Raw genomic sequence first — 25,946 nt, 5'->3', positions numbered from 1 at the left:
CGCAGTAATGCGTTCAGCTAACTGATACTAATTGCCCGTAAGGCTTGATCCTATAACCAGTCTGCGCCGATGTTCGTAGGTGCCCATGCACCGCGATCATCCCGTCCTGAGCCCAGGCTCAGGATCTTGGAGCGCGACAGGTCATACAGATTGATTCTCGTGTGCGGATACACACAACCCCGTTACTACTTCTTCGAGATTGGTCGTGGCGCTCATGGCGACGCGACAACCCCTTTAGCCTGATGACCATAGCGAGTCGGTACCACCCCTTCCCATCCCGAACAGGACCGTGAAACGACTCCACGCCGATGATAGTGCGGATTGCCCGTGTGAAAGTAGGTAATCGTCAGGCTTCCCTCATGACAACCCCCGTTGCCCCAGGCAGCGGGGGTTTTGTCTTTTCAGTGCAAGAAAACTAATCCAATTCAAATCCCTTATCCCCGTCTGGATTAGTCGTTCGCGATGGTATGCTACGCGTCCCCGATGCGGAACGAATTGCATCCGCCATCCGGTCTAATTCAATTGCCCCGCCTGATTCGCGATTTATTCGCCGATTAATCGCAGCCATCAAGCGGGATAATCAGCAAGGAACCATGACTGCAACTTCCAGCGATAAGAAGACGACCCAGCCGATTTCCATCGTGAGGATCGAATCCGCGATCAATGCATGGCGTGAAATTCATCTGCCCGCCGAGATCGACGAGGACTACGCGCTCGACAGCGCTAGCAGTTGTCTCGCTGAGGTATATGGTTCGATGATTTTCCACGGCGAATCGAGCGTCGAACTCGAGCTGCTGACACAGGACCAGCGCGACGCGCTGCTGGCGACCGAGGTCTGAGCGTCGCCGCGCGCGGCACCTTCGTCGCGCGTTTCCCGAATTCCTGGATGAATGCACCCCTGATGAACCCGCGTCGTCGATAAAACCCGCATCGACACGCGGGCGAAAGCTCGCGTGCGTATCATTCGGGAGTACCATCGCCGCTCGGCACGCCTCGCCGGCTCCCACCATCCTCCGCTCGATCAAGCGCATGACCGACTCCAACGTGGATCGTCGCCCGACGACAGGTTTCCTCCCGTACCTCGTGGCCGCCACGTTCTTCATGGAGTATCTCGACACGACCGTCATCGCCACCGCCTTGCCGCAGATGGCCAGGTCGTTTGGCGTCGGGCCGAATGCGCTCAGTCTCGGCATGACCGCCTACATGCTGGCGCTCGCCGTGTTCATTCCGATCAGCGGCTGGGTCGCCGATCGCTTCGGCTCGCGCACCGTGTTCGGCTCGGCCATCGCCGTGTTCACCATTGCATCCGTGCTGTGCGGCATGTCCGACGGCGTCGGCACCTTTACCGCCGCGCGTCTGCTGCAGGGCATCGGAGGCGCGATGATGGTGCCGGTCGGCCGCATGATCGTGGTGCGCAGCACCGACAAGGCCCAGCTGATGCGCGCCATCGCGACCATCACCTGGCCGGGCATCGTCGCTCCCGTGGTCGGGCCGCCCGTCGGCGGCTTCATCACCACCTACGCATCCTGGCGCTGGATCTTCCTGCTCAACGTACCGCTCGGCATCGCCGCGCTCGCCTGCGTGCTGCTGCTGGTGAGGAACGAACGCGCCGAGGAGGCGCGTCCGCTCGACTGGCTCGGCTTCATCCTGTCGGGCGCGACACTGACCTGCGTGCTGTGCGGCACCGAAGCGCTCGGCCAGCAGGATGCGCACTTCATGGAAGCGCTGGGCCTGATCGTGGCCGCCGTCGTGTTCGCTGCGCTCGCCTGGCGGCACGCGCAGCGCACGCCGCATCCCTTGCTCGATTTCAGCACGCTGAAGGTGCCGACCTTTTCCGTGACCGTCTTCACCGGCTCGATCACGCGGATCGCGATCAACGCGGTGCCCTACCTGCAGCCGCTGCTGTTCCAGGTCGGCTTCGGCATGTCGCCATTCCAGTCCGGCCTGCTGCTGCTGGCCAGCGCGACCGGCAATCTCGGCATGAAGGCGCTGACCTCGTGGATTCTCGACCGCTTCGGCTTCCGCCGCGTTGCGCTGGTCGACGTCACGATCGCCGGCTTCGCGACCATCGCCTGCGGCTGGCTCACGGCCTCCACGCCGCTGGTGATCACGCTGTTTGTGGTGTTCGTCTATGGCCTGTCGCGCTCGATGCAGTTCTCGACGCTGGCCACCCTGGCCTTCGCCGACGTCCCGCCGAGGCAGACCAGCGCCGCCAGCACGCTGTCGAGCGCCGCGCAGCAGATGACGATCGGCATGGGCATCGCTTTCGGCGCGATGTCGCTGCGCCTCGCCTCGCTGATGCGCGGCGACGAAACCGGCACGCACTACGTGATGGCCGATTTCCGCTGGGCCTTCCTGGCCGCCGGCGTGCTCGCGCTGTTGACGCTGCCCGGTTACGCGCGTCTCGCCGTCAATGCCGGCGATCGCCTGCGCGCGAGTGTGTCGAAGAGCTGAACTCGGCTCACTCGGCGTCGTGGAAGATCAGGCCCAGCGTATGCCGATGTCCGCTGCGCAGCCGGCTCACGCCATGCCGCGGATTCACGCGATAGACGCCGCGCACGCCTTGCTGCGGCCGTCCATGCACGGCGAAGATCGCCGCATCGCCGCGCGCGAGCGGCACGACCTCCACGCGTGACTGCATGCGCGGCCGCTGCTCGGTCAGCACGAACTCGCCGCCCGTGAAATCCTCGCCCGGCTGGGACAGCAGGACGGCGACCTGCAGCGGAAACACGTGCTCGCCATACAGGTCCTGGTGCAGGCAGTTGTAGTCGCCATCCCCGTAACGCAGGATCAACGGCGTGGGCCTCGACTGACCGGCTGCATGACAGCGCGCGAGAAAGGCCTCGTGCTCGGCCGGGAAGCGCGACTCGATGCCGAGCGCGCGATGCCAGTCGTTGGCGATCGGCGCGAGCGGCGCATACATCTCGCGACGCAAGCGAGCCAGCCCATCCGGCAGCGGGTAGGCGAAGTAGCGATACTCGCCGCGACCGAAGCCATGACGAGCCATCACCACCCGGCTTCGATAACGCGCCTCGTCGTCATAAGCGGCGATCAGCGCATCGCAGGCGCGTCGATCCAGCAGGCCTTTCACGACCGCCACGCCATGCGCGTTCAGCGCGTCGCGAATCGCGGCCCAATCTAGCGAGGCCGGCGCGAGTGCGCCGGCCAGCACCGGATCGGGCCAATCGAGCGGGGAGGGAAGCGACGCCGCGCGGCGTCGCTCGAGGCAGGCAGTCATGATGGCGCTCCGCATCCATACGTCAGGGCGTCCATCCTATCGACCGGCGGGGCGCGACGCGTCCCGATTCTTGCGCTGTATTTCCGCGCCGTCATGCACGGCGCCCGGCGTGCCGGATCAGAACAGCGAGTGGAACACCCAATACAGCAGGCCGGCCAGCGCGATCGAGGCCGGCAGCGTCAGCACCCAGGCCAGGATCAGGCTGCGCACGGTCGACCATTGCAGGCCCGAGCCGTTCGCCGCCATCGTGCCCGCCACGCCCGAGGACAGCACGTGGGTGGTCGACACCGGCAGCCCGTACATGTCGGCGGCGCCGATCGTGATCATCGCGACCGCCTCGGCCGAGGCGCCCTGGCCATAGGTCAGGTGCTGCTTGCCGATCTTCTCGCCGACCGTCACCACGATGCGCTTCCAGCCCACCATGGTGCCCAGGCCGAGCGCCAGCGCGACGGCCACCTTGACCCAGGTCGGGATGAACTTGGTGGCGTGATCGAGCTGCTGGCGATAGTTGTCGATCGCGGCGTGATCGTCGGCGGAGAAGGCCGGCTGCTTGGCCTTCTCCATCAGGCGGATTGCTTCCGAAACCAGGTACATGGTGTTGCGCAGGTTGTCGACATCGCCTTGCGGCACGCTCGCGATCGAGCCCGTCGAGCCGACCGCGGCCGCCAGCGAGTTCGACAGTTGCTGCACGGCCGGCAGCGTTTCCGGCTTCAGCTCGCGCGTCTGCACGTAGGTCTCGACTGCCTGGCGCGAGTTGGCCGGCGCCGCGATGCCGTTGCTGTACTTGCCGAAGGAGGCCGCGGCCTGGTGCGCGACGGCGATGAAGGTTTGCGACTCGGCCGGCGTGACGGCCTTGTTCAGCGCATAGGCGGTCGGCACGGTGCCGATCAGGATCAGCATGATCAGGCCCATGCCCTTCTGGCCGTCGTTCGAGCCGTGCGCGAAGGACACGCCGGTGCAGGTCAGGATCAGCAGGCAGCGGATCCAGAACGGCGGCGCCTGGTCCTTGGGGGGCTCCTGGTAGAGCGCCGGCACTTTCAGCACGGCCTTGAGGATCAGCAGCAGCAGGCCGGCGAACAGGAAGCCGACGATCGGCGAGAACAGCAGCGACTTGCCGACGCCGAGCGCCTGGCTCCAGTCCACGCCGCTGGTGCCCGAGGCGCCGTGCATCAGCTGGTTCATCAGGCCCACGCCGATGATCGAGCCGATCAGCGTGTGCGAGCTCGAGGAGGGCAGGCCGAAGTACCAGGTGGCGAGGTTCCAGACGATGGCCGCGATCAGCAGCGCGAACACCATCGCGAAGCCGGCGCCGCTGCCGACCTGCAGGATCAGCTCGACCGGCAGCAGTTGCAGGATGCCGAACGCGACCGCGCCGCTGGAGAGCAGCACCCCGGCGAAATTCCACAGCCCCGACCAGACCACGGCGACGTTCGGGGTCAGCGAATGCGTGTAGATCACGGTGGCGACCGCGTTGGCCGTGTCGTGGAAGCCGTTGACGAACTCGAAACCGAGCGCGATCAGCAGCGCCGTGCCGAGCAGCAGGTAGGGGAAGATCGAGTGTTCGCCGACCGGGGCGAGATCGGCGAGCAGGTGGCTGAGCACGTAGGCGCCACCGGCGACCAGCACGACGAAGAAGATCACCAGACCGAGATGCCGCGAGCGGCCGAGGTCGACTGAGGGCGACGCAGGTTGATTCATGGCGGGCAGGGGAGGTGGGTTGCGGGGATCGCCCGATCCTAGCGCCGCGACTTAGGCAGTTTGATGACATTGCAGGAAGCCGCCCGATGTCTTTCGTTTTGCTTTCGATTGCGGGCGGTGATCGCGCCGCGCACACCGCTTTCTGCCATGCCCCCTTGCCGCCTCGGGCGGCTTCGGCTTCAGCGCGCCGGCCGCGCCGCCGGTGCCCCCGCGAAGCGCCGCGCGCCGGCCACGCAGGCCACCACCACCGCCGTCACCCCCAGCATCGAGGCCGGCACCGCCTCGTGCAGCAGCCAGGCGGCCAGCAGGAAGCCGAAGAAGGGCTGCAGCAGCTGCAACTGGCCGACGCCGGCGATGCCGCCGAGCGCCAGCCCGCGATACCAGAACACGAAGCCGATCAGCATGCTGAACAGGGACACATAGGCCAGCCCCCACCAGGCCGGCGCCTCGATCGCGGCGAACGAGGCCGGCCGTATCGCGATCGCGATCGGCAGCATCAGCGGCAGCGACAGCACCAGTGCCCAGGAGATCACCTGCCAGCCGCCCAGCTTGCGCGACAGGCGCGCGCCTTCCGCGTAGCCGAGCCCGCAGACCAGGATCGCCGCCACCATCAGCAGGTCGCCCAGCGGCGAGGCGCCGATGCCGTCGCGCAGCGCGAACGCGACCACCGCCGCGCTGCCGATCGACGAAAACACCCAGAAGGCCGCGCGCGGACGCTCGCCGCCGCGCAGCACGCCGAAGATCGCGGTCGCCAGCGGCAGCAGCCCGACGAACACGATCGCGTGCGCCGAGGTGATGTGCTGCAGCGCCAGCGCGGTCAGCAGCGGAAAGCCGACCACCACGCCGAACGCGACGATCGCCAGCGGCAGCAGATCGACGCGCGCCGGCCGCGATTCACGGAAGGCGAGCAGCAGGGCGATCGCCAGCAGCCCGGCGATCGCCGCGCGCGCCACCGTCAGGAACAGCGGATCGAACCCGTGCACGGCGATCCGCGTGGCCGGCAGCGAGCCGCTGAAGATCAGGACACCGAGGAAACCGTTCAGCCAGCCTTGGGTGGAGTTCTGCATGGCGCATCCGTCGAATGAATGGAAGGAGGAGCGTTCCAGCATCCCATGCCGGTGCGCCCAGGTTAAGCTACGGATCAGCACAATCCAGGGAAACTGTACTGATCGGGGAGCCGGACAGATGGCGAGCGAAAAAGAGGTGAGTGCGGCGGAGCCCGCGGCCACGGGCAGCCGCGTCGCGCGGGTGATGGCCACGCTGCGGGCGCGGATCGCCAATCGCAGCCTGATGCCGGGCGCGCGCGTGCCTTCGGTGCGCTTGATGGCGGAGCTGCTCGGTGTATCGAAATCGACCGTGGTCGAGGCCTATGACCGGCTGGTGGCCGAGGGCGCGCTGTCGGCCCGGCGCGGCGCCGGTTTCTTCGTGGCCGGCCACGCGCCGCCGTTCGCGCTGGCCGACGTGGGCCCGAGCCTGGACCGCGAGCTCGACCCGCTGTGGCTGACGCGGCAATCGCTGGAAGCCGGCAGCGACGCGTTGAAGCCCGGCGCGGGCTGGCTGCCGGCTGCCTGGCTGCCCGACGAGGGCGTGCGCCGTGCGCTGCGGGCCGTGGCGCGCGACGCGCAGGTCGACCTGGCCGACTACGGCGCGCCGCGCGGGCTGCCGGCGCTGCGCCAGCAACTCGCGCTGCGGCTGGCGCAGCACGGCATCGAGGCGGCGGCCGACCAACTGCTGCTGACCGACGGCGGCACCCACGCGCTCGACCTGCTGTGCCGCTTCCTGCTCGAACCGGGCGACACCGTGGTGGTCGACGACCCCTGCTACTTCAATTTCCAGGCGCTGCTGCGTGCCCATCGCGTGCGGCTGGTCAGCGTGCCCTACACCGCCAACGGGCCCGATCCGGAAGCCTTCGCGCGGGTGCTGGCCGAGCATCGCCCGCGCCTCTACGTGACCAACTCGGCGATCCACAACCCGACCGGCGCGACGCTGGCGCCGGCCGTCGCGCATCGCGTGCTGATGCTGGCGGCCGAGCACGACCTGCTGATCGTCGAGGACGACATCTTCGCCGACTTCGAGATCGAGCCCGCGCCGCGGCTGGCGGCCTTCGACGGCCTGTCGCGCGTGATCGCGATCGGCAGCTTCTCGAAGACGCTGTCGGCGGCGGTGCGCTGCGGCTACATCGCCACGCGGCGCGACTGGATCGATCCGCTGATCGATCTCAAGCTCGCCACCACCTTCGGCAACGGCGGCCTCAGCTCGGCGGTGGTGCATCGCCTGCTGGTGGACGGCACCTACCGGCGCCATCTCGACGGCCTGCGCGCGCGGCTCGGCGACGCGCGCAGCGAGACCTTGCGGCAACTGACGGCGGCCGGCCTCGAGGTGCCGATCCGGCCGCGCGCGGGAATGTTCCTGTGGGCCGAGCTGCCCGAAGGGCTGGACGCGGCCGTGGTGGCGCGCCATGCGCTCGACGAGGGCGTGGTGCTGGCGCCGGGCAATGTCTTCAGCGTCTCGCGCAACGCGACGCGATACCTGCGTTTCAACGCCTCGCAGAGCAACCGGCCGGCCATCCATGCCGCGCTGCGTCGCGCGATGGCGCGCGCGGCGGGGTAGGGCGGATCATCGGATGAGAAGCGGCCGCGGCTGGCACGACCTCGATCGATACCGGCAGCTGTGGATGAGGCCGTGTTACCTGAGGCGGCCTTATCTCGCCGCCGCGGTCGTCGCGCGCAGCTCGCCCTTGCCGGCGTGCTCGTGCAGGCCACGATCGAGCCGCCCGGCATCGCCGCGCCGCACGATCTTCAGCACGCAGAAGCCCGACAACAGCGCCGCCGCCGTGTACTGCAGCGCGAGCGGCCACCATTGCGGGGCGCTGTTCTGCGCGATCACGGTGGCGACCAGCGGCGTCAGGCCGCCGGCCAGCGCGCCGCAGACCTGGTACGAGATCGAGATCGCCGTGTAGCGGATCCGCGCCGCGAACATGCCGCTGACGAAGCCCGCCACCACCGCGTAATAACCCGATTCGGCCAGCGTCGCGAGGCCGATGCCGAGCGTGATGCTCAGCGGCGTGCCGGCATGCACCAGCGGCAGCATGATGAAGGGCACCACGGCGGCCCAGGCGGCCGTGGCCAGCAGTACGCGATGGGTACCGAAGCGCTGCGCCACCCAGGCCGCGCCGAGCTGCACCACGAACTGCAGGCCCGCCACGATGGTCATGCAATGCAGCACCATCGAGCGATCCAGCGACAGGAACTGGGTCGCGTAGCTGATCATGAAGATGTTGCTGAAATAGACGCCGGCGATGCCGTAGACGTTCGCGCCGATCGCGAGCAACAGCAGCGGCCACTGGCGCAGCGCCTCGCGCACCGGGTTGGCCGCCATCTCGCCGCTCGCCTTGACCTCGACGAACTCGGGCGACTCCGACACGCTCGCGCGAATCGCGAAGCCCACCACCAGCAGCACCGCGCTGGCCAGGAAGGGCAGGCGCCAGCCCCAGCTCATCAGGTCTTCCTTCGGCAAGGTGCTGATCGCGCCGAAGGCCACCATCGACAGGATCAGGCCGCTGGCGCTGCCCAGTTGCGCGAACGAGGCGAAGAAGGTGCGCTTGCCTTTAGGCGCGTGCTCGCCGGCCAGCAGCACCGCGCCGCCCCATTCGCCGCCCACCGCGATGCCCTGCAGCACGCGCATCAGCACCAGCAGCACCGGCGCCAGCGCGCCGGCCTGCGCGTAGGTCGGCAGCAGGCCGATCGCCACCGTGGCGACGGCCATCAGCAGCAGGGTGGCCAGCAACGAGCGCTTGCGGCCGTAGCGATCGCCGAGATAGCCGAACAGCAGGCCGCCGAGCGGGCGCGCGAAGAAGCCCACCGCGAACGAGCCGAACGAGGCGAGCAGGCTGACGAGACGGCTTTCGCCGGGAAAGAACAGCGGGCCGAACACGATGGCGGCCGCCGTGGCGTAGCTGTAGAAGTCGTACCACTCGATGGTGGTGCCGACGAACGACGCGAGTGCCGCCCGCCGAGGTTGCCTGACCGGCGTTTGCGTGTGCATCTTGACATCTCCTCCTGGTTCTTCTGGTGCTCGCTGGTGCGGCGCTGGCCGGTCAGTCGCGATACTTGACGCCGGGGAACGCGCAGAGCAGTTCGTAGGCGATGTTCGCGCCGAGCAGCGCGGTGGTGCCGAACGGATCGTAGGGCGGGGCCACCTCCACCAGGTCGGCGCCGACGATGTTCAGGCCGTAGGTACCCCGAACGATCTCGAGCGCCTGCGGCACGGTCAGGCCGGCGATCTCGGGCGTGCCGGTGCCGGGCGCGTAGGCCGGGTCGATGCCGTCGATGTCGAAGCTGATGTAGACCGGCGTGTCGCCGATCTGCTCGCGCACCTCGCGCATCAGCGGCGCCAGCGACTGGTTCCAGCAGGCCTCGGCCTGCACCACCCGGAAGCCCTGCTGGCGGCACCAGTCGAAATCCTCGGCGGCGTAGCCGGTGCCGCGCAGGCCGATCTGCACCACCCGGTCGGTGGCCAGCAGGCCTTCCTCGACGGCGCGGCGGAACGGCGTGCCGTGCGCGATCTTCTCGCCCATCATGGTGTCGTTGACGTCGGCGTGCGCATCGACGTGGATCAATGCGACCTTGCCGTGCTTGCGGTGGATCGCGCGCAGGATCGGCAGCGCGATGGTGTGGTCGCCGCCGAGCGTGATCGGCTTGCAGTCGTGCGCGAGGATCGCGTCGTAGGCCGCCTCGATGCGGGCGATCGAGTCGTGCAGGTTGTAGGGGTTGATCGCCACGTCGCCGACGTCGGCGATGCGCAGCGAATCGAAGGGCGCCGCGCGCGTGGCCATGTTGTAGGGGCGCAGCAGCACCGATTCCGATCGGATCTGGCGCGGGCCGAAGCGCGCGCCGGTGCGGTTCGAGGTGCCCAGGTCGAAGGGCACGCCGACGAAGCAGACGTCGAGGCCGGCCGCGTCCTGCACGTGCGGCAGGCGCATCATGGTGGCGATGCCGCCGCTGCGCGGCATTTCGTTGCCGCCGAGCGGCTGGAAGTAGCGGGAATCGTTCATGGGGAGCTGTCTCGTTGATTCTGTTTCGTGTGGATCGATAGCCGCCGTATCATTCGACGCGGCGAGACGCACAGTTGTACGCGCTTTGCCGGGCTGGAAAAATGCCAAGGTTTCGACGTCAACATCGATCGGAATCGATGTAAACAAGGGGAGTCATTCGTGCTGGGGAATCTGTCGACGCTGGATCTGCGCCTGATCCGGGTGTTTCTCGCGGTGGCCGACGCGGGCGGCGTGACCGCCGCGCAGGCGGTGCTCAACGTCGGCCAGTCGACCATCAGCGCCCAGTTGTCGTCGCTCGAGACGCGCCTGGGCTACCGGCTCTGCGAGCGCGGCCGCAGCGGCTTCCGGCTCACGCCCAAGGGCGAGCGCTTCCAGGCCATGAGCCGCAAGCTGCTGGTGGCGCTCGACGAGTTCGGCGGCGCCGCGCGCCACATGGACAAGCAACTGGTGGGCACGCTCAACATCGGCCTGATCGGCCACACGCCGATCAGCCAGAACGCGCGGATCGCCGAGGCGATCGCCGCGTTCCGCACCCGCGACGAGGCCGTGAAGTTCTCGATCTCGGTGCGCCCGCCGGGCGACCTGGAGGAAAAGCTGCTCGGCGACGAGATCCAGATCGCGGTCGGCTATTTCTGGCACCGCGTGCCGGTGCTCGACTACACGCCGCTGTTCGTCGAGCGGCAGGTGGCCTATTGCGGGCGCGGGCACGCGCTGTTCGAGCAGGCGGGCGCCCTGGCCACCGCCGACGTGGCCGGTCACGAATGGGCCTGGCGGACCTACCCGCTGCCCGAGGCGCAGCTCTCGACCTCGCCGGACCGCGTGACCGGCACCGCCGACAACATGGAGGCGGTGGCGCTGCTGATCCTCTCGGGGCACCATCTCGGCTACCTGCCCGAGCATTTCGCGGCGCCCTATGTCGCCCAGGGGCTGCTGGCGCCGCTCAATCCCGAGTTGCTCAACTACGACGTGACCTTCCACATGGTGGTGGCACGCCGGGCAAAAAAGGACCCCATCGTGGCCGCCTTCCTCGAGGACCTGGCCAGCGCCCACCTGCGCGTGCCGGTTGCGCGCTGATTCTTCGCGGGCCGCGCGCCCAAGGGCGGCTCGTCTCCTTTCGCTGCCGCCGCGTCCGGCGCGGCCCGCTCAGCCGATCGGCAGGCCCTCGTCGGCCTTGACCTCGCGTAGCGACAGCACCGATTCCACCGAGGTGACGCCCGGCAGCACGCGCAGCGCGTCGCGCACGAAGCTGCCGTAATCGTCGAGGTCGCGCCCGATCACCTGCAGCAGGTAGTCGGCCGAGCCCGACACGTTGTGGCAGGAGAGGATGCGCGGCATCGCCATCACCTCGCGCTCGAAGCGGTCGGCGAGGCTGCGGTCGTGCACGGCGATGCGCAGCAGCACGAAGGCCACCACGCCGTAGCCGAGCCGCTTGCGCGATAGCTGGCCGCGATAGCGCTCCACGTAGCCTTCGGTTTCGAGCCGCTTCAGGCGGCGCGCGCAGGGCGTCTCGCTGAGGCCGACCGAATCGGCCAGGCGGGCGATCGGGATGCGGCCGTCGCGCTGCACCGCGGCGAGGATGGCGCGATCGGTTTTGTCGAGGTCGTTCATGGCTGGAGGGGATTCCTTCGTTCGATCTGGGGAATATAGAGGAATCACGCTCGGATATGGGTGGAGTCGTCCATAAATGGCTCAAAAACACTCCGGCGACACGGGCAAGATGGAAGCCGTTTCCCGCGTGGCCCGGCGCCGCGCGAGACCTGTCCAACCGTTTCCTGGCCGTCTTCCCGCACCATGATTTCGCTGCACCTGCTTGCCCTCTACGTCGCGGCGCTGGCCGCCATCTACGCCTTGCCCGGTCCCGACATGGCGCTGCTGCTGCAGACCGGCATCAATCGCGGGATGCGCCCCGGTTTCGCGGCCGCCGCCGGGCTCGGCATCGCGCGCGCCGTGCATGTGACGCTGTCGGCCTGCGGGGTGGCGGCCCTGCTGCGCACCGCGCCCTGGCTCTACGACCTGGTGCGTTACGGCGGCGCGGCCTACCTGGTCTATGTGGCCTGGCAGATCTTCCGCTCGCCGCCGTTCGCCATGAACGCGGCGGCGGCAGCCGGCACGGCGCGCAGCGGCGCGCTGCGACAGGCTTTCGTGAAAGGCTTGCTGACCAACCTGCTGAACCCCAAGGCCTTGCTGTTCTGCTCGGTGCTGCTGCCGCAGTTCGTGCGGCCCGAGGCGGGTTCGGTCGGCTTGCAGGTCAGCCTGCTCGGCGCGCTGCTGGTGGCTACCGGCATCGTCTTCGATTCGGCCTATGTGAGCGGCGCCTCGCGGATCGCGGCCTGGATGCGCGCGCATCCGCTGGCGCAGACGGTGCAGCGCTATACCTTCGCGCTCGCGCTGTTCGCGTTCGCGGCGCGGCTGTCGATGGATTGAGGACGGCCGGGCGCCGGCTTGTGCTTCGCCAGGCTCGCCGCCTCGAACTCACGTTCTGATTTCCCGGGTCGGCCAGCGGCTTGCCGCGCCGCCAGCCGCCCCGGCTATGCCCGCTCTCCCGCCTGTCGCTCCAGCACCCGGATCCGCGACAGCAACTCGTCCCGATCCACATAACACCCCTGCAAGTGCCGCGCGCCGCTGGCCGGATCGAAGGCATCGCGCGCGTGCAGCACGCGCCGGTTGTCGAAGCACCAGGCGCGGCCGGCCTCGAGCCGCGTTCGGAAGCAGAAACGCGGCTCGCGCGTCATCGCCAGGAAGCGCCGATAAGCACGGTAATAATCCTCCATCCGCTCGGCCTCGACATCGAAGGCACCGCGCAGGAAGTTCGCGCAGCGGACCTCGGCGATCTCGCCGAGCGCATCGAGCGCGATCACCGGCGCGATGCATCGATAGTCGCTGCGCCGATCCTTGTTGCGAAACTCGACCGGCACCTCGCAGAGCAGCCGATACGGATCCGGCGCTTCCTCGCGCATCGCCTCGGCGATCGCGAAGCCGTCGACGAAGCGGCTGTCGCCGCCGCGCGCCTCGTTGACCAGCGCATGCAGGAACTGCAGCCCCGGCTGCAGCTCGCGCGTCGGCAGATCGGTGTGCAGCGGCAGGTTGAACGCGGTATAGGCATTGCTATCGGCATCGACCTTGGAGCGCACGTCGAACAGCGTGCCGAAGTTGGTTTCGCGCACGAAGGCGAAGCGCGCGACCAGGCGCGCCAGCGTGCCCGGCTCGGTCGGCATGCCGCGCAACTGCGTGAGCCCGACATCGCGCGCCGCGCTCAGCCAGGCCAGCAGCGTCGCGTCGTCCTCCATCACCGCGTCATGCTCGAACACCGGCAGCGCCAGCCCGGCGCGCCAGCGTTGCGGCCGGGCGCGCGCCCGGCGGCGCTCGTCGCGCGAGGCCGCGTCGTAGGCATGCGCGCGCAGCCAGCCCGGGTCGAAGCGGCTCGCGTGGCCGTCGGTCCAGCGCACCGCGAGCGCGCCGCCTTCGTCCACCCAGGCTTCCGATGGGCGCAGGTCCTCGGGCGCGTCGACGATCTCGAATACCTGCTCACGCGTCACGGCATACACGCAGTCGGGGCAGGGGCAGTTGTCGCGCAGCCAGGGATGGTGGAACGGGCTGAGGCGCCCGTCGCCCCAGGTCACGGCCAGGTGGCCGGCTTCCATTCGAACGGCTTGCAGGGGGCTGACCAGGGGATAGATGCGGTAATCGGCGATCGTGTTCATCGTGAAAGGCTTCCGGAAGCGGGCGGGGATCGGCAGACCCGTGAGGCGCGGCGAAGGCGGGCTCACGCGTCGCCGATCTTCAGGCCGCCGCCGGCTGTGCTACAAACGATGTTTTCGTCGCCAGGTATTACCTGAAATCATGAATAAGCTCGGCAAGTCGCTGCCCCCGCTGGCCAGCCTGCTGCCCTTCGAGGCGGCCGCCCGCCTGGGCAGCTTCTCGCGCGCGGCCGACGAGCTGCATTTGACCCAGGCCGCGGTCAGCCGGCAGATCCTCGCGCTCGAGCAGGACCTCGGCGTGCGGCTGTTCGAGCGCCGCAACCGCGGGGTCTTCCTGAGCGCCGCCGGGCAGGAATTTCATATGACCCTGGGTAATGCATTGCGCAGCATCGCGGCCGATGCCGACCGCCTGCGCGGGGTGGCCGCCGACAACGAGGTGGTGCTGCTCTGCCAGCTCAGCGAGGCGTTCCACTGGCTGATGCCGCGGCTGTCGAGTTTTCACCAGCGCTGCCCCGAGGTCGCCCTGAAGCTGGCCACCACCACGCGCCCGCTGGTCGAATTCGAAGGCCATTTCGATCTCGCCCTGCAGAGCAGCAATCGCGACAGCGGCCTGCATCCGCTGCTGTTTACCGCCTCGGACGAGGTATTCCCGGTCTGCAGCCCCGCCTACCTGAAACGTCACGGCGGCCGTGTCGAGCCGGGCCGGCTCGGCGGCCACGTGCTGCTGCACCATCACGCGAGGCCCCCTTACCAGCTCGAATGGGATACCTGGCTGGCCGCCGCCGGCCATGCGTTGCCGGCCGACGCGCGCGGCCTGGTGTTCGACAGTTACGCGCTGATGCTGCAGGCCGCCGTCGAGGGACATGGCCTGGCGATCGGCTGGCGGCGCACCTCGGGACGCATGATCGAAAACGGCGCGCTGGTCGCGCCGTGCAACGAATCGATCCGGCTGCCCGAGGCCATCGCGGTGCATCGGCGCCACGGCCTGATCGAGCGCCCCGAGCTCGCGCGCTTCGTCGAATGGCTGCGCGAGGAACTGGCCGGACCCGATTGAGCGGGCGGCAACGGTTTGTTGCATTTGTTGCTTTCCACAAGGCTCCGGCGCTCCGAAACGCGCGCGCGAGTTTGCCGCCACTGCTTTACACTCGTCTGGCCGTTCCTATCCAGATCGATCGATTTCGGCGTCGCTGAGAGGACGCCGTCAACCTGCCGGAACCGAGTCGGGCAGGGCAGGTCGGATTTTCCGTAGTCCGTGCAACACGGTATCCAGGAGGGTCACAACATGGCAAGGCATCTTCACGCCGGCAGCGAACCTAAGGTCATCACGGAATCGAAGTGCATCGGCGCATGCGATCCCGCCGAGCGGATCCACGTGACGGTGATGCTGCGACGCGAGGGAGAACAGGCGCTCGACGCGCTGGTCGACAAGCTCGCCAGCGGCGACCCGGCCGCCAAGCCGGTATCGCGCGAGGATTTCGCCAAGCGTTTCGGCGCCAGGGCGGACGACATCCAGCACACCGAGGCGTTCGCCAAGCGCCACCAACTGACGGTGGAGCGCGTCGATCCGGTGCAGAGCGTGGTGGAGCTGGCCGGCACCATCGCCCAGTTCGAGAATGCGTTCGGCGTCAAGCTCGAGAAGTACGAACATCATGCGATCGGCTCGTTCCGCGCACGCACCGGCGCGATCGCGCTGCCCGACGAGTTGCACGACGCGGTCACCGCCGTGCTCGGCCTCGACACGCGCCCGCAGGCGCATCCCCACTTCCGCTTCCGTCCGCCGTTCCAGCCCGCGCGCAGCGGCGCCGGCACCTCGTATACGCCGCTGCAACTGGCCTCGATCTACAACTTCCCCGAAGGCGACGGCGCGGGCCAGTGCATCGCGCTGGTCGAGCTCGGCGGCGGTTATCGCGCGGCCGATATCCGGCAGTATTTCGAGCAGCTCGGCGTCAAGCCGCCGAAGCTGGTCGACGTCAGCGTCAACGGCGGGCGCAACGCGCCGACCGACGATCCGAACGGTCCCGACGGCGAGGTCGCGCTCGACATCGAGGTGGCCGGCGCGATCGCGCCGGGCGCGACCATCGCCGTCTATTTCGCGGGCAACAGCGACGCGGGCTTCATCCAGTCGGTCAACCAGGCGATCCACGACAGCACCAACCGCCCCTCGGTGGTGTCGATCAGCTGGGGCGGCCCGGAAGCCTCGTGGACGCAACAATCGATCACCGCGTTCAACAACGTGCTGAAGACGGCCGCCTCGCTCGGCGTGACGGTTTGCGCGGCCTCGGGCGACAGCGGCTCGAGCGACGGGCTGCAGGACGGCTCGAACCATGTCGACTTCCCGGCCTCGAGCCCCTACGTGCTGGCCTGCGGCGGCACCACGCTGGACGCGCAGGCCGGGCAGGGGATCCGTCGCGAGGTGGTATGGAACGACGAGGCGGCCAGCGGCGGCGCGGGCGGCGGCGGCGTCAGCGCGGTGTTCCCGGCGCCCTCGTACCAGAAGGGGCTGTCGGCCAAGGCGACCGGCGGCGGCAGCACGCCGTTGAGCCAGCGCGGCGTGCCCGACGTGGCGGGCGACGCCTCGCCGACCACCGGCTACATCATCTCGATCGCGGGCACCACCGCCGTGCTGGGCGGCACCAGCGCGGTGGCGCCGCTGTGGGCGGCGCTGATCGCGCGCATCAATGCGAACGGCAAGAGCCCGGTGGGCTGGGCCAATCCCAGGCTCTACGCGCAGCCGGGCGCGTTCCACGACATCACGCAGGGCAATAACGGCGCGTTCGCGGCGTCCGAGGGCTGGGACGCCTGCACCGGGCTCGGCAGCCCCGACGGCGCGAAGGTGGCGGCCGCGCTGCAAGGCGCCTCGGGCGGCTCGCAGCAGGGCCGCGCGACAGGCGGATAGGCAGGACAGGCAGGAGCGAGCCGCGGGCGAGCCGGCGCATGGGTGCCGGCCTGCTCGCGGCGAGTGGTTTCGCCGCGCAGGCGGCAGGAAGAAGGCAACACGAGGGCAGGACCGTCGAGATCGGCGGCATGGCAAGGATCACCAGCACCACAGGACCAGCACAGGACCAGCACCCCAAGATCAAGCGCGGTTCATTCAAGCACGTTCGATAAAACCAGAAGGAGCGGCACGATGAGCAACCAATCGGGATCTTCGTCAAGCGGCGGCACCTACCCGCTGCATCATGGCGCGCACAATTCGCACGGCGTGCCGCCGACCGTCAATCCGGTCGCGCTCGCGCACGGCCGCGACCAACCCTTCTTCGATCCGGTCGCCTACGGCAACGGTCCCGATGATTCGGTCACCGACACCACCGAGGGCGAGGCCGTCACGCATCACACCATGACGCTCGACGGCAAGCGGATCGCCTACACGGCCACCGCCGGGCACCTGGTGACGGTCGACCCGAGCAGCTCGCAGCCCAACGCGAAGCTGTTCTACGTGGCTTTCACGCAGGATGGGCAGAAGGAGGAGGCGCGCCCGGTCACCTTCTTCTACAACGGCGGACCGGGTTCGTCGTCGGTGTTCGTGCTGCTCGGCTCGTTCGCGCCGCGCCGCATCCGCACCTCGATGCCGAGCTTCACGCCGCCGGCGCCGTACCAGATGGAGGACAACCCGGACAGCCTGCTCGACAAGAGCGACCTGGTGTTCGTGAACCCGGTCGGCACCGGTTATTCGGCGGCCGTGGCGCCGTTCAAGAATCGCAACTTCTGGGGCGTCGACGAGGATGCCGATTCGCTCAAGCAGTTCATCAAGCGCTACCTGACGAAGAACAATCGCTGGAATTCGCCGAAGTACCTGTACGGCGAGTCCTACGGCACCGCGCGCAGCTGCGTGCTGGCCTACAAGCTGCACGAGGACGGCGTCGACCTGAACGGCATCACGCTGCAATCCTCGATCCTCGACTATCGCCAGGCCGGCAACCCGGTGGGCGCGCTGCCGACCGCCGCCGCCGATGCCTGGTACCACAAGCGGCTCGGCGTGACGCCCACGCCCACCGATCTCGGCGCCTTCGTCGAGGAGGTCGCGCAGTTCGCGCGCACCGACTACCTGGAGGCGCTGCGCAAGTTCCCGCAGACCGAGGCGGCGGTGGTGCAGAAGCTGTCCGAATACACCGGCATCGACACCGCCACGCTGCTGTCCTGGAGCCTCGACGTGGCCGGCTACGACGCGCGCGGCAACTCGGTGTTCCTGACCACGCTGTTGCGCGCGCAAGGGCTTTCGCTGGGTTCCTACGACGGGCGCGTGACGGCGATCTCCTCGGGCATCGCCGGCAATATCGATCCGAACTCGGGCGGCAACGACCCGACCATGACGGCCGTGACCGGCGTCTACACGGCGATGTGGAATTCGTATCTGAACGAGCAGTTGAAGTACACCTCGAACTCCGCGTTCACCGACCTCAACGACCAGGCCTTCGCGAACTGGGACTTCAAGCACACCGATCCGACCGGCGCGCAGGTGGGCCTGGACGACAAGGGCAACGTGGTGCTCTACACGGCCGGCGACCTGGCCGCGGTGATGGCGCTCAACGTCGACCTGAAGGTGCTGTCGGCGAACGGGCTCTACGACTTCGTCACGCCCTTCTACCAGACCGTGCTCGACCTGCAGCAGATGCCGCTCGAGGATGCCGGCGTGCGCAAGAACCTGTCGGCGCGTTTTTATCCCTCCGGGCACATGGTCTACCTGGACGGCGGCTCGCGCACCGCGCTCAAGCGCGACGTCGCGGCGATGTACGAGCACACCGTGGCGGATACCGGCGCGGTGATGCGGATTCGCGCCCTGCAGGCGAAGAAACGCGGCGGCTGAGCATCGCGTCCGCGTGGATGACGGGACGTGGATGAAGGCCGGGCCTCGCATCGCGCGAGGCCCGGTTTTTTTGTTATTGATCGGGGCCGATGGCGTGCGCGAGGCCGGCGCCGCCGGCCGCGCTCAGATCGATTCGCCGAGCGGCGGCTCGCTCGAATGCGCGCGGAACGAAGGATCGCGGCGCCATTGCGTGGCCTGCTCGAAGGCGTAGCCGTAGGCGAGCAGCCTTGCCTCGCTCCAGGCCGGCCCGACGAAGGACAGCCCCACCGGCAGGCCGCGCACGAAGCCGGCCGGCACCGTCAGGTGCGGATAACCGGCCACCGCGGCGGGCTGCGAGAAGCCGTCGCCGGCGCTGTCGCCGTTGACGAAGTCGGTCAGCCAGGCGGTGCCGCCGGTGGGCGCGATGATCGCGTCGAGTCGATGCTGGCGGAACGCGTGGTCGAGGCCGTCCTCGCGCGCCTGTTTCGCGCAGCTCGCGAGCGCCTTGCGATAGACCTCGCTGTCGAGCCCGTCCAGCGCCTGCGCCTGGACGAACAACTCCTGGCCGAACCAGGGCATCTCCCGCGCGCGATGCGCCTCGTTCCAGGCGATCAGCCCGGCGAGGTCCTTCACCGGCGCCGCGGGCGCGAACTGCGCCAGCCACAGCGGCAGCGCGTGCTTGAACTCGTGCAGCAGCACGCTCATTTCCTCGTCGCCGACATGCAGCTTGGGCAGCTCGATCGGATCGACGAGGGTGGCGCCCAGCTCGATCAGTTGCGCGATCGCGCGTTCGATCTCGCCGTCGATCTCGTCGTGCGAGGTGAAGTACTCGCGCGCCACGCCGATCCGCGCGCCGCGCAGCGCCCGGCTATCGAGCGCGGCGAGGTAATCGTCGGGCGGCGGCGCGTCGTGGGTGGCCGCGTCGCGCGGGTCGGTGCCGGCGATCGCGGCCAGCAGCCGGGCCGCGTCGGCCACCGTGCGCGTCATCGGGCCGGGCGTGTCCTGCGTGAAGGAGATTGGGACGATGCCGTCGCGGCTCACGCGGCCGACCGTCGGCTTCAGGCCGACGATGCCGTTGATCGAGGCCGGCGAGGTGATCGAGCCGTCGGTCTCGGTGCCGATCGCCATCGCGGCGAGGCCGGCCGCCACCGCCGCGGCCGAGCCGGAGCTCGAGCCGCTGGTATTGCGGTCCAGCGCGTGCGGGTTGCGCGTGAGGCCGCCGCGTCCGCTCCAGCCGCTGGTCGAGCGTGTCGAGCGGATGTTGGCCCATTCGCTGAGATTGGTCTTGCCGAGGATCACGGCGCCGGCCTCGCGCAGGCGCGCGACCAGGAAGGCGTCGCGCGTGGCGCGCACGCCGTCGAGCGCGAGCGAGCCCGCCGTGGTGCTCATCCGGTCGCCGGTCGCGAGGTTGTCCTTGATGACCAGCGCCGTGCCGTGCAGCGGACCGCGCAAGCGCCCGGCGCGGCGCTCGGCGTCGAGCGTGGCCGCGATCGCTCGCGCGTCCGGGTTCAGTTCGATCAGGCTGTTGAGCCGCGGGCCGCGCCGGTCGATTGCGTCGATCCGGTGCAGGTAGTGCGCCAGCGCCGCGCTCGCGTCGAGCCGTGCCGGCGCATCGGCGTCGGCGCCGACGGGCAGGGCCGCGGCGGTCGCGCCCGGTTTCGCGGCGAGGCCGGCGCCGAGGGAGGCCAGGGAAGCGAGGAAGCGGCGTCGTTGCATGATGGGGATCGGTCAACGCGGAAAGCGCAAGCCTACCCGAAGCGCGGCGACGATCAAAAATCCTCGCTTCATGAACAGGAACGCCCGGCCGATCGGCCGGGCGGCTGGAAGGCGCGGGCCCGGCGGATGACCGGGCCGCGCACGCGAGGCGGGGAGCGCCGCGCTGCCGGCTTAGAAGCGATGCAGCATGCCGACGCGCACCACCGTCTGGTTCACGCCCGAGGAGGCCCCGGCCGAGGCGTCGATGATCTGCGCATCGTCGAAGCTGGTGCCGGTATGCGCGCTCACCGCGTGCTGGTAAGCGCCCTGCACGTAGAGCGAGGTGCGCTTGCTGAGGTCGTAGTCGAGCATCAGCGCGAGCTGGTGGTACTTCGGCGTGAAGTCGCCGTCCTGCGCGTGCAGGTGGGCGATCGTGAAGGTGTACGACGCGCCGAGCCAGAACGCCGAATTGAAGTAGTACTGCGAATTGACTTCGATGTTGTCGAACTTCCAGGCGTTCCAGGCCGCGCCGTTCGGCAGCGCGCTGTTGCTGAGCCAGACGTTGCTGGTCGGGTTGTAGACGTCGACGTGCGAATACGAGGCCGCCACCAGCACCTTGGTGAAGCGATAGGACACGGCCGCGCCGATGTTCTGTTCCGAGGAGCCGTTGAACAGGTCGCCCGAGCTGACCGCGCCGGTGCTCGTCGAGCCTTGGTTGTTCATGCGCAGGTAGGAGGCCGCCGCTGTCAGGCCGCCGTTCTGGTAGTTGAGCGTCGCGCCCCACAGCCGGTTGTTCGAGAAGCCGGTGGTGTTGCTGAAGCCGTACATGGCCTCGAAGGTCAGCCCGTTCCAGGTCGGGCTCACGTACTTGACCGAGTTGTTGACGCGGAAATCCCAGTCTTCGTTGTTGTTGTCGAAGGGTACCGTGGCCACGTCGCCGGCCCAGTTGCCGGCGGCCGTCAGCGAGGTATAGCCGAGCGGGTCGATGGTGATGTCGTACTGGCGGCCCAGCGTGAGCGTGCCGTAGTGGTCCGACGACAGGCCCACGTAAGCCTGGCGACCGAATTCGCTGCTGTCCTGGCCGAGCTTGCCGGTGTTCACGTTGAAGCCGTTCTCGAGCAGGAACACCGCGTGGTTGCCGCCGCCCAGGTCCTCGTTGCCCTTCAGGCCCCAGCGGCTGCCGCCGGTGTCGCCGCTGGCGAGCTGGTAGGCCGAGTGGCCGCCGGCATTGCTGGTGAAGTTGAGGCCTTCGTCGATCAGGCCGTACAGCGTCACGCTCGATTGGGCGTGGGCCGTCACGGCGAACAGCGTGGTGACGGCGGCCGCGATGCCGAGGGCGGTGTGCCGGAGCGTAGTGGTTGTCATGAGCTTCCCCTTCCTGATTGGTGGTCGTATCCGGGCTGTCTTGCGACGGATGACGGAGTGTAGGTAGAGGGAAAAACGGGTCGGGCGGGAACCCTGAAACTCAGACTTGCGTTGCCCGCAAGAGCGCGCCGGAGGCCTGACGGTGAAGGGATTTCATGAAATCGATGCGGGCGCGGCCGGGATGTTTCGTTGTATTTACGTTTTCGAACCCTTGACGGCCAATTGTTTCCTGTTCGTCGACGCCCGGAGATGCGATGTGATGCGCAAATGATGCCGCCCGCCGGCGCCGCGACGGGCGCCGGCGGGCGGGCCCGGCGGATCAGCGGATCAACTGGCGCAGGCCGAGCGCGACGATCACGCCGCCGCAGATGCGATCGGCCCAGGCCTTGCCGCGCCGGTAGGCGCTGGCCACTTCCGGGTGCGAGAGCACCACGGCGACGAAGCCGTACCACGAGGAGGCGACCACCAGCACCATCGACAGCATCGCGCCAAAGGTCGGCCAGGTGACGTGGGCGGGCGTGGCCGAGGCGAACACGGCGGCGAAGAAGGCGATCGACTTGGGGTTCGCGATATTGGTGGCGACGCCCTGCACGAAGGCGCGGCGATGATCGACCGGGCCGGCCGCCTCGGCGGCGGCGGAGGCCGGCGAGGGCGCCGCCTTCGCGTTCAGCACCAGCCGCGAGCCGAACCAGATCAGGTAGCCGGCACCGAGCAGCTTGACGGCGATCGCGATCCACGGGAAGGCGGTGAACACGATGCCGACGCCGAGGATCGCGCAGCTCGCCCAGAACAGATTGACCGAGACGATGCCGCCCACCATCGCGAGCGCGGCCGCGCGCGTCGAGGAGGCCGCCTTGTGGGCGACCGCGACGAAGTTCGGGCCGGGGATCACCACCCCGACCACGTAGACGGACAGCACCGTCAGCACCGCATGCCAGTCGATCAGCATCTTTCCAGGCTCCCAGCCATCGAGTCGAAGCAACGGCGCGGCGCTCAGGCGGCGGCGCCGGGCCAGTCGTGCAGCGTGTACGGCAGCGCGCGCTTGTGGCGCGTCGCATCGTAGAAGCGCAGCACGGTCTCGTAGACGTGGTCGTCCACCGGCTTGCCTTCCAGGAAATCGTCGATCTGGTCGTAGGTCACGCCGTAGGCGGTCTCGTCCGGCAGCAGCGGGCGCAGCGCCTCGAGGTCGGCGGTCGGCACCTTCATCACCAGCGCGTCGGCGCCGCCCAGGTGGCGCGCCACCGCGCGCACGCGGCGCTTGGTCAGGCCGGCCAGCGGCAGGATGTCCGCGCCGCCGTCGCCGAACTTGGTGAAGAAGCCCATTACCGATTCGGCCGCGTGATCGGTGCCGATCACGATGCCGCGCCGCGCGCCGGCCACCGCGTACTGCGCGATCATGCGCTCGCGCGCCTTGATGTTGCCGTGCACGAAGTCCTGTTGCGCCTCGTCACGGAACACCAGGCCGCTGGCGGCGGTGGCGGCCAGCATGCCGTCGGCGGCCGGCCGGACGTCGACCGTCAGGTTCTCGTCGGCGGCCACGAAGGCCAGCGCGCGCTGGGCGTCTTCCTCGTCGCGCTGCACGCCGTAGGGCAGGCGCATCGCGATGAAGCGCGCGTCGTAGCCGCTCGCGCGCAGGCGCTCGACGGCCAGTTGGGCGAGACGGCCGGCCGTCGACGAGTCGACGCCGCCGCTGATCCCGAGCACGTAGGTGGACAGGCCGGTCGAGCGCAGGTAGTCGGCCAGGAAGCCGATGCGGCGCTCGGCCTCCTCGGCGGCGTCGAAGCTCGGCGCCACCAGCAGTTCGGCGGCAATCGCGCGCTGCCGCGCGGCGTAATCGGGACGGGTCATCACGGTGTAGCTCTCCGGAACGGGGATCGGTCAGACGCGCATCATAAGCGCAATTGCGCGAGGCCGGCGCGATCCCGGGGCTGGCGTCGGGGGCAAGCGGGCCACGGGGTGGCCCCGTTCAGCGCGACCAGCGCGCCAGCGCCACGCCCGCCAGCGCTACCGCGAAGCCGGCCAGCTGCAGCGCGCCGAGCGTCTCGCCGAACAGCCAGTAGCCCTGCAGGGCGGCCAGCGGCGGCGCCAGGAACATCAGCGAGGTGGCGCGCGCGGCGCCGCCGTGGCGCAGCAGCCAGACGAACAGCACGATCGCGCCGCCCGAGAGCATCGCGATGCCCCAGGCCAGGCCGAGCCAGAGCGTCGGCGCGGGCTGCCAGTGCGTTTCGCCGAACGCCAGCGCGAAGGCGGCCGCCACCAGCGCCGCGCCGGCGTTCTGGATCGCCACCGCGGTGCGCAGGTCGGTCTGTGCCACGGCGCTCTTCTGGTACAGCGAGCCGGCCGTGATCGAGGCGATCGACAGCACGGCCACCAGCACCGTGAAGGCCGAGGCGCCGGCGGCGCCATGTGCGGTGGCCGTCGAGCCTGCCGCGGCCAGCTTCGGCGCCAGCACCAGCGCGACGCCCGCCACGCCGAGCGCCATCCCGGCCCAGCCGCGCGCGGGCAGGCGCTCGCCGAACAGCGGCACGGCCAGCACCGCGGTGGCGAGCGGCTGCAGCGCGCCCAGCAGGGCCATCACGCCGGCCGGCAGCCCTTGCGCCACGGCCCAGTAGCTGGCGCCGAGGTAGACACCCTGCAGCAGCGCGCCGGCCAGCAACTGGCGGCCCCATTCGCGCCGCGCCGGCCAGCGCGCCCGGCTGGTCAGCGCGATCAAGGCGAACAGCAGCGCGGTGCCGCCGAAGCGGGCCAGCAGGTAGAGATTCGGGTCGGCGTAAGGGTGGATCGCGCGGGCGACGATGAAACCGGTGGACCAGAGCGCGACGAACGCGGCGGCGGCGAGCAAGGCGGACATGCGGGGAAAGCCGGGTGGGGCGCAGCGGAGGAAAGCGCGCAGTATCGGCGCGATGGCGCCGGGCGTCTTGTCAAAAACTGCAGCGAGGCAGAGGGATGCGAGGCGGGAATGAAGCGGGAATGAAGCGGGAATGAAGCGGGAATGAAGCGGGAATGAAGCGGGAATGAAGCGGGGCCAAACCGGGGAGGGATCGAGGCGGCGCCGCGGCGAACGCGGAGCGCTCGCGCGCGCGGCAGTGGTTTGCGCCTTACCCGCGCCATGACGGCGCGGTTCGCCTCCCGGCTCGCTCAGCCGAGCGCGAAGACCTGGTCGCCCTCGGCCGGCGCCAGGCCCAGGCGGCCGGCCAGTTGCGCGTGCAGGCGTCGCGCTTCCTCCAGCGTCAGGTCGATCCAGTAGGGATCGCCGGCGCCGTCGTTGAGGCGTTCTACGGGGAAGCGGATTTCGAGGGCGGCGGGCGATTCGGACATCGGGAACTCCATGGACAAGCCTGATCAACAAGCCCGGAGTGTAGCAACGCCATCGCGCCCGATTCACGCGGCGTCGGCAATACACCGTTTCAGATGGCGCAGGGGCCGGGGGACGGCTTGCGGAATGCTCACAGTCCTGTCAAGTTCACGTACTACAATAGGCCGCCCCTGGTTTTCGGTGCGTTCCCGGACCGTTTCATGCTTGCAGAACAACGTCATCAATACATCCTGTCGGAACTCTCCCGTTCGGGCGCCCTGTCGGTCGCCGAACTGGTGCGCACGCTCGGCGTCTCGCGCGAGACCATCCGTCGCGACCTGAACGCGCTCGCCACGCGCGGGCTGGTGGTCACCACGCACGGCGGCGCGCTGGCGGCGGACCGCCGCGAGCCCAGCCTGTCGGAGCGCGAGGCCGCCAATGCCAACGCCAAGCAGGCGATCGGCCGCCGCGCCGCCGACTTCGTGCCCGACGGTGCCTCGCTGCTGCTCGACTCGGGCAGCACCACGCACGCGGTGGCGCTGGCGCTGACCGACCGGCATCGCCTGACGGTCTATACCAACGACTGGCGCATCGCCTTCGCGCTGGCGCGCCGCAACGAGAACCGCGTGACCCTGCTGGGCGGCGAGCTGTCCGACGACGAGGACGCCACCTTCGGCCTCGACACGATCCAGCAACTGGCCCAGTACCACGTCGATTTCGCCTTCGTCGGCGCCGGCGGCGTGACACCCGACGGCGACCTGACCGACTATTCGCGGATCGCCGCCGAGGTGCGCAGCCGGATGCTCGCCTCGGCGGCCACGGCGGTGGTGGTGGCCGACCATTCGAAGTTCGGCCGCGTCACGCCGGTGCGCATCAACGGCATCGAGAACACGCGCTACCTCGTCACCGATCGCGCGCCCGAGAAGACGCTGCGCCGCGCCTTCGCCGCGCGCGGTATCGAGTTGATCGTGTGTGATGCGTGAGGTGCGGTGGGCGGGCGCCTGAAGGCGTGCCGGGTGCAGCACCGCGTGGATTACCCACCACCCACCGCCCGATCGAGCGCTTCCTCCCGCGACCCCGCCTTCACGCGATCGACACGAAAACGTCATCGCATCGTCATT

The 25,946-nt window shown here is 69.0% G+C and carries 23 protein-coding genes and 1 rRNA gene; 11 read left to right on the top strand and 13 right to left on the bottom strand.

What is annotated here, in order from left to right; translation table 11 throughout:
* Positions 1 to 238 precede the first annotated feature (238 nt).
* From rrf to FB600_RS28885, 3 genes are all read left to right on the top strand, one after another.
* Positions 239 to 352 (top strand): 5S ribosomal RNA (rrf, locus tag FB600_RS28895).
* 241 nt (positions 353 to 593) lie between these two features.
* Positions 594 to 839, top strand: a complete 246-nt coding sequence (locus FB600_RS28890) for a DUF3717 domain-containing protein (RefSeq protein WP_096752519.1) — start codon at positions 594 to 596, stop codon at positions 837 to 839.
* 190 nt (positions 840 to 1,029) lie between these two features.
* Positions 1,030 to 2,454, top strand: coding sequence for a DHA2 family efflux MFS transporter permease subunit (locus FB600_RS28885; protein WP_145757717.1), 1,425 nt, complete (start codon positions 1,030 to 1,032; stop codon positions 2,452 to 2,454).
* Positions 2,455 to 2,461: 7 nt separating this feature from the next.
* Here FB600_RS28885 and FB600_RS28880 read toward each other — a convergent pair whose 3' ends face one another.
* The 3 genes from FB600_RS28880 to FB600_RS28870 form a co-directional block, all read right to left on the bottom strand.
* A complete protein-coding gene (locus FB600_RS28880) occupies positions 2,462 to 3,238 on the bottom strand; it encodes a 2OG-Fe(II) oxygenase (RefSeq protein WP_244112542.1) in 777 nt (258 codons plus the stop codon).
* Positions 3,239 to 3,355: 117 nt separating this feature from the next.
* A complete protein-coding gene (locus FB600_RS28875; RefSeq protein ID WP_123038513.1) occupies positions 3,356 to 4,936 on the bottom strand; it encodes an inorganic phosphate transporter in 1,581 nt (526 codons plus the stop codon).
* A gap of 179 nt (positions 4,937 to 5,115) precedes the next feature.
* Positions 5,116 to 6,003: a DMT family transporter gene (locus FB600_RS28870; RefSeq protein WP_145757718.1), complete on the bottom strand. Its 888-nt coding sequence runs from the start codon at positions 6,001 to 6,003 to the stop codon at positions 5,116 to 5,118.
* 184 nt (positions 6,004 to 6,187) lie between these two features.
* Here FB600_RS28870 and FB600_RS28865 point away from each other — a divergent pair, with 184 nt between their 5' ends.
* Positions 6,188 to 7,546, top strand: coding sequence for a PLP-dependent aminotransferase family protein (locus tag FB600_RS28865; RefSeq protein WP_145757754.1), 1,359 nt, complete (start codon positions 6,188 to 6,190; stop codon positions 7,544 to 7,546).
* A gap of 90 nt (positions 7,547 to 7,636) precedes the next feature.
* Here FB600_RS28865 and FB600_RS28860 read toward each other — a convergent pair whose 3' ends face one another.
* Both FB600_RS28860 and speB read right to left on the bottom strand, forming a co-directional pair.
* Positions 7,637 to 8,980, bottom strand: a complete 1,344-nt coding sequence (locus FB600_RS28860) for an MFS transporter (protein WP_145757719.1) — start codon at positions 8,978 to 8,980, stop codon at positions 7,637 to 7,639.
* 52 nt (positions 8,981 to 9,032) lie between these two features.
* Positions 9,033 to 9,989, bottom strand: coding sequence for an agmatinase (gene speB / locus FB600_RS28855; RefSeq protein ID WP_036029109.1), 957 nt, complete (start codon positions 9,987 to 9,989; stop codon positions 9,033 to 9,035).
* A gap of 159 nt (positions 9,990 to 10,148) precedes the next feature.
* Between speB and FB600_RS28845 the strand changes: the two genes are divergently transcribed.
* Positions 10,149 to 11,063, top strand: coding sequence for a LysR family transcriptional regulator (locus tag FB600_RS28845; protein ID WP_096752525.1), 915 nt, complete (start codon positions 10,149 to 10,151; stop codon positions 11,061 to 11,063).
* A gap of 69 nt (positions 11,064 to 11,132) precedes the next feature.
* Here FB600_RS28845 and FB600_RS28840 read toward each other — a convergent pair whose 3' ends face one another.
* Positions 11,133 to 11,597, bottom strand: a complete 465-nt coding sequence (locus tag FB600_RS28840; RefSeq protein ID WP_013689384.1) for an Lrp/AsnC family transcriptional regulator — start codon at positions 11,595 to 11,597, stop codon at positions 11,133 to 11,135.
* Between the two features lie 183 nt (positions 11,598 to 11,780).
* On the opposite strand from FB600_RS28840, the gene FB600_RS28835 reads away from it, so the two are divergent.
* Positions 11,781 to 12,413: a LysE family translocator gene (locus tag FB600_RS28835; RefSeq protein WP_013689385.1), complete on the top strand. Its 633-nt coding sequence runs from the start codon at positions 11,781 to 11,783 to the stop codon at positions 12,411 to 12,413.
* Between the two features lie 104 nt (positions 12,414 to 12,517).
* Here the strand turns inward: FB600_RS28835 and FB600_RS28830 are convergent, their stop codons facing one another.
* On the bottom strand, positions 12,518 to 13,690 hold the full coding sequence (locus tag FB600_RS28830; RefSeq protein WP_145757720.1) for a gamma-butyrobetaine dioxygenase: 1,173 nt from the start codon (positions 13,688 to 13,690) through the stop codon (positions 12,518 to 12,520).
* A gap of 139 nt (positions 13,691 to 13,829) precedes the next feature.
* Here FB600_RS28830 and FB600_RS28825 point away from each other — a divergent pair, with 139 nt between their 5' ends.
* From FB600_RS28825 to FB600_RS28815, 4 genes are all read left to right on the top strand, one after another.
* Positions 13,830 to 14,741 (top strand): LysR substrate-binding domain-containing protein, encoded by a 912-nt coding sequence (locus FB600_RS28825; RefSeq protein WP_098182544.1) that lies wholly within the window; start codon positions 13,830 to 13,832, stop codon positions 14,739 to 14,741.
* Between the two features lie 228 nt (positions 14,742 to 14,969).
* A complete protein-coding gene (locus FB600_RS28820) occupies positions 14,970 to 16,583 on the top strand; it encodes a protease pro-enzyme activation domain-containing protein (protein ID WP_098151681.1) in 1,614 nt (537 codons plus the stop codon).
* A gap of 38 nt (positions 16,584 to 16,621) precedes the next feature.
* Positions 16,622 to 16,795 carry a hypothetical protein gene (locus FB600_RS37340; RefSeq protein WP_186057674.1) on the top strand — a complete coding sequence of 58 codons (174 nt, stop codon included), beginning with the start codon at positions 16,622 to 16,624 and terminating at the stop codon, positions 16,793 to 16,795.
* Positions 16,796 to 16,814: 19 nt separating this feature from the next.
* Positions 16,815 to 18,491 carry a S10 family peptidase gene (locus tag FB600_RS28815; RefSeq protein WP_036054432.1) on the top strand — a complete coding sequence of 559 codons (1,677 nt, stop codon included), beginning with the start codon at positions 16,815 to 16,817 and terminating at the stop codon, positions 18,489 to 18,491.
* Between the two features lie 123 nt (positions 18,492 to 18,614).
* Here the strand turns inward: FB600_RS28815 and FB600_RS28810 are convergent, their stop codons facing one another.
* The 6 genes from FB600_RS28810 to FB600_RS28785 form a co-directional block, all read right to left on the bottom strand.
* Positions 18,615 to 20,186, bottom strand: a complete 1,572-nt coding sequence (locus FB600_RS28810; protein ID WP_145757721.1) for an amidase — start codon at positions 20,184 to 20,186, stop codon at positions 18,615 to 18,617.
* 171 nt (positions 20,187 to 20,357) lie between these two features.
* Positions 20,358 to 21,530, bottom strand: a complete 1,173-nt coding sequence (locus FB600_RS28805) for a porin (protein WP_103691664.1) — start codon at positions 21,528 to 21,530, stop codon at positions 20,358 to 20,360.
* A 319-nt stretch (positions 21,531 to 21,849) separates the two neighbouring features.
* Complete coding sequence (locus tag FB600_RS28800) at positions 21,850 to 22,479, bottom strand: LysE family translocator (RefSeq protein ID WP_098151683.1); 630 nt, start codon at positions 22,477 to 22,479, stop codon at positions 21,850 to 21,852.
* Positions 22,480 to 22,523: 44 nt separating this feature from the next.
* The gene (gene nadE, locus FB600_RS28795) at positions 22,524 to 23,378 is read right to left on the bottom strand and encodes an ammonia-dependent NAD(+) synthetase (RefSeq protein WP_025100713.1); all 855 of its coding nucleotides are present in this window, start codon (positions 23,376 to 23,378) and stop codon (positions 22,524 to 22,526) included.
* Between the two features lie 118 nt (positions 23,379 to 23,496).
* Positions 23,497 to 24,381: a DMT family transporter gene (locus tag FB600_RS28790; protein ID WP_096752532.1), complete on the bottom strand. Its 885-nt coding sequence runs from the start codon at positions 24,379 to 24,381 to the stop codon at positions 23,497 to 23,499.
* 287 nt (positions 24,382 to 24,668) lie between these two features.
* Positions 24,669 to 24,848 (bottom strand): hypothetical protein, encoded by a 180-nt coding sequence (locus tag FB600_RS28785; RefSeq protein ID WP_025100711.1) that lies wholly within the window; start codon positions 24,846 to 24,848, stop codon positions 24,669 to 24,671.
* 198 nt (positions 24,849 to 25,046) lie between these two features.
* Between FB600_RS28785 and FB600_RS28780 the strand changes: the two genes are divergently transcribed.
* The gene (locus FB600_RS28780) at positions 25,047 to 25,808 is read left to right on the top strand and encodes a DeoR/GlpR family DNA-binding transcription regulator (protein ID WP_013689396.1); all 762 of its coding nucleotides are present in this window, start codon (positions 25,047 to 25,049) and stop codon (positions 25,806 to 25,808) included.
* Positions 25,809 to 25,946 lie beyond the last annotated feature (138 nt).

This window comes from Burkholderia sp. SJZ089 (assembly GCF_007828315.1).
Lineage (GTDB): Bacteria > Pseudomonadota > Gammaproteobacteria > Burkholderiales > Burkholderiaceae > Burkholderia > Burkholderia gladioli.
This window is presented reverse-complemented; position numbering and strand designations above follow the sequence as displayed.

Bases quoted from the DNA above. Each gene is read 5' to 3' on its own strand.
- FB600_RS28890 (WP_096752519.1), top strand. From the start codon at position 594: ATGACTGCAACTTCCAGCGATAAGAAGACGACCCAGCCGATTTCCATC.
- FB600_RS28885 (WP_145757717.1), top strand. From the start codon at position 1,030: ATGACCGACTCCAACGTGGATCGTCGCCCGACGACAGGTTTCCTCCCG.
- FB600_RS28880 (WP_244112542.1), bottom strand. From the start codon at position 3,238: ATGACTGCCTGCCTCGAGCGACGCCGCGCGGCGTCGCTTCCCTCCCCG.
- FB600_RS28875 (WP_123038513.1), bottom strand. From the start codon at position 4,936: ATGAATCAACCTGCGTCGCCCTCAGTCGACCTCGGCCGCTCGCGGCAT.
- FB600_RS28870 (WP_145757718.1), bottom strand. From the start codon at position 6,003: ATGCAGAACTCCACCCAAGGCTGGCTGAACGGTTTCCTCGGTGTCCTG.
- FB600_RS28865 (WP_145757754.1), top strand. From the start codon at position 6,188: ATGGCCACGCTGCGGGCGCGGATCGCCAATCGCAGCCTGATGCCGGGC.
- FB600_RS28860 (WP_145757719.1), bottom strand. From the start codon at position 8,980: ATGCACACGCAAACGCCGGTCAGGCAACCTCGGCGGGCGGCACTCGCG.
- speB (WP_036029109.1), bottom strand. From the start codon at position 9,989: ATGAACGATTCCCGCTACTTCCAGCCGCTCGGCGGCAACGAAATGCCG.
- FB600_RS28840 (WP_013689384.1), bottom strand. From the start codon at position 11,597: ATGAACGACCTCGACAAAACCGATCGCGCCATCCTCGCCGCGGTGCAG.
- FB600_RS28835 (WP_013689385.1), top strand. From the start codon at position 11,781: ATGATTTCGCTGCACCTGCTTGCCCTCTACGTCGCGGCGCTGGCCGCC.
- FB600_RS28830 (WP_145757720.1), bottom strand. From the start codon at position 13,690: ATGAACACGATCGCCGATTACCGCATCTATCCCCTGGTCAGCCCCCTG.
- FB600_RS28825 (WP_098182544.1), top strand. From the start codon at position 13,830: ATGAATAAGCTCGGCAAGTCGCTGCCCCCGCTGGCCAGCCTGCTGCCC.
- FB600_RS28820 (WP_098151681.1), top strand. From the start codon at position 14,970: ATGGCAAGGCATCTTCACGCCGGCAGCGAACCTAAGGTCATCACGGAA.
- FB600_RS37340 (WP_186057674.1), top strand. From the start codon at position 16,622: ATGGGTGCCGGCCTGCTCGCGGCGAGTGGTTTCGCCGCGCAGGCGGCA.
- FB600_RS28815 (WP_036054432.1), top strand. From the start codon at position 16,815: ATGAGCAACCAATCGGGATCTTCGTCAAGCGGCGGCACCTACCCGCTG.
- FB600_RS28810 (WP_145757721.1), bottom strand. From the start codon at position 20,186: ATGCAACGACGCCGCTTCCTCGCTTCCCTGGCCTCCCTCGGCGCCGGC.
- FB600_RS28805 (WP_103691664.1), bottom strand. From the start codon at position 21,530: ATGACAACCACTACGCTCCGGCACACCGCCCTCGGCATCGCGGCCGCC.
- FB600_RS28800 (WP_098151683.1), bottom strand. From the start codon at position 22,479: ATGCTGATCGACTGGCATGCGGTGCTGACGGTGCTGTCCGTCTACGTG.
- nadE (WP_025100713.1), bottom strand. From the start codon at position 23,378: ATGACCCGTCCCGATTACGCCGCGCGGCAGCGCGCGATTGCCGCCGAA.
- FB600_RS28790 (WP_096752532.1), bottom strand. From the start codon at position 24,381: ATGTCCGCCTTGCTCGCCGCCGCCGCGTTCGTCGCGCTCTGGTCCACC.
- FB600_RS28785 (WP_025100711.1), bottom strand. From the start codon at position 24,848: ATGTCCGAATCGCCCGCCGCCCTCGAAATCCGCTTCCCCGTAGAACGC.
- FB600_RS28780 (WP_013689396.1), top strand. From the start codon at position 25,047: ATGCTTGCAGAACAACGTCATCAATACATCCTGTCGGAACTCTCCCGT.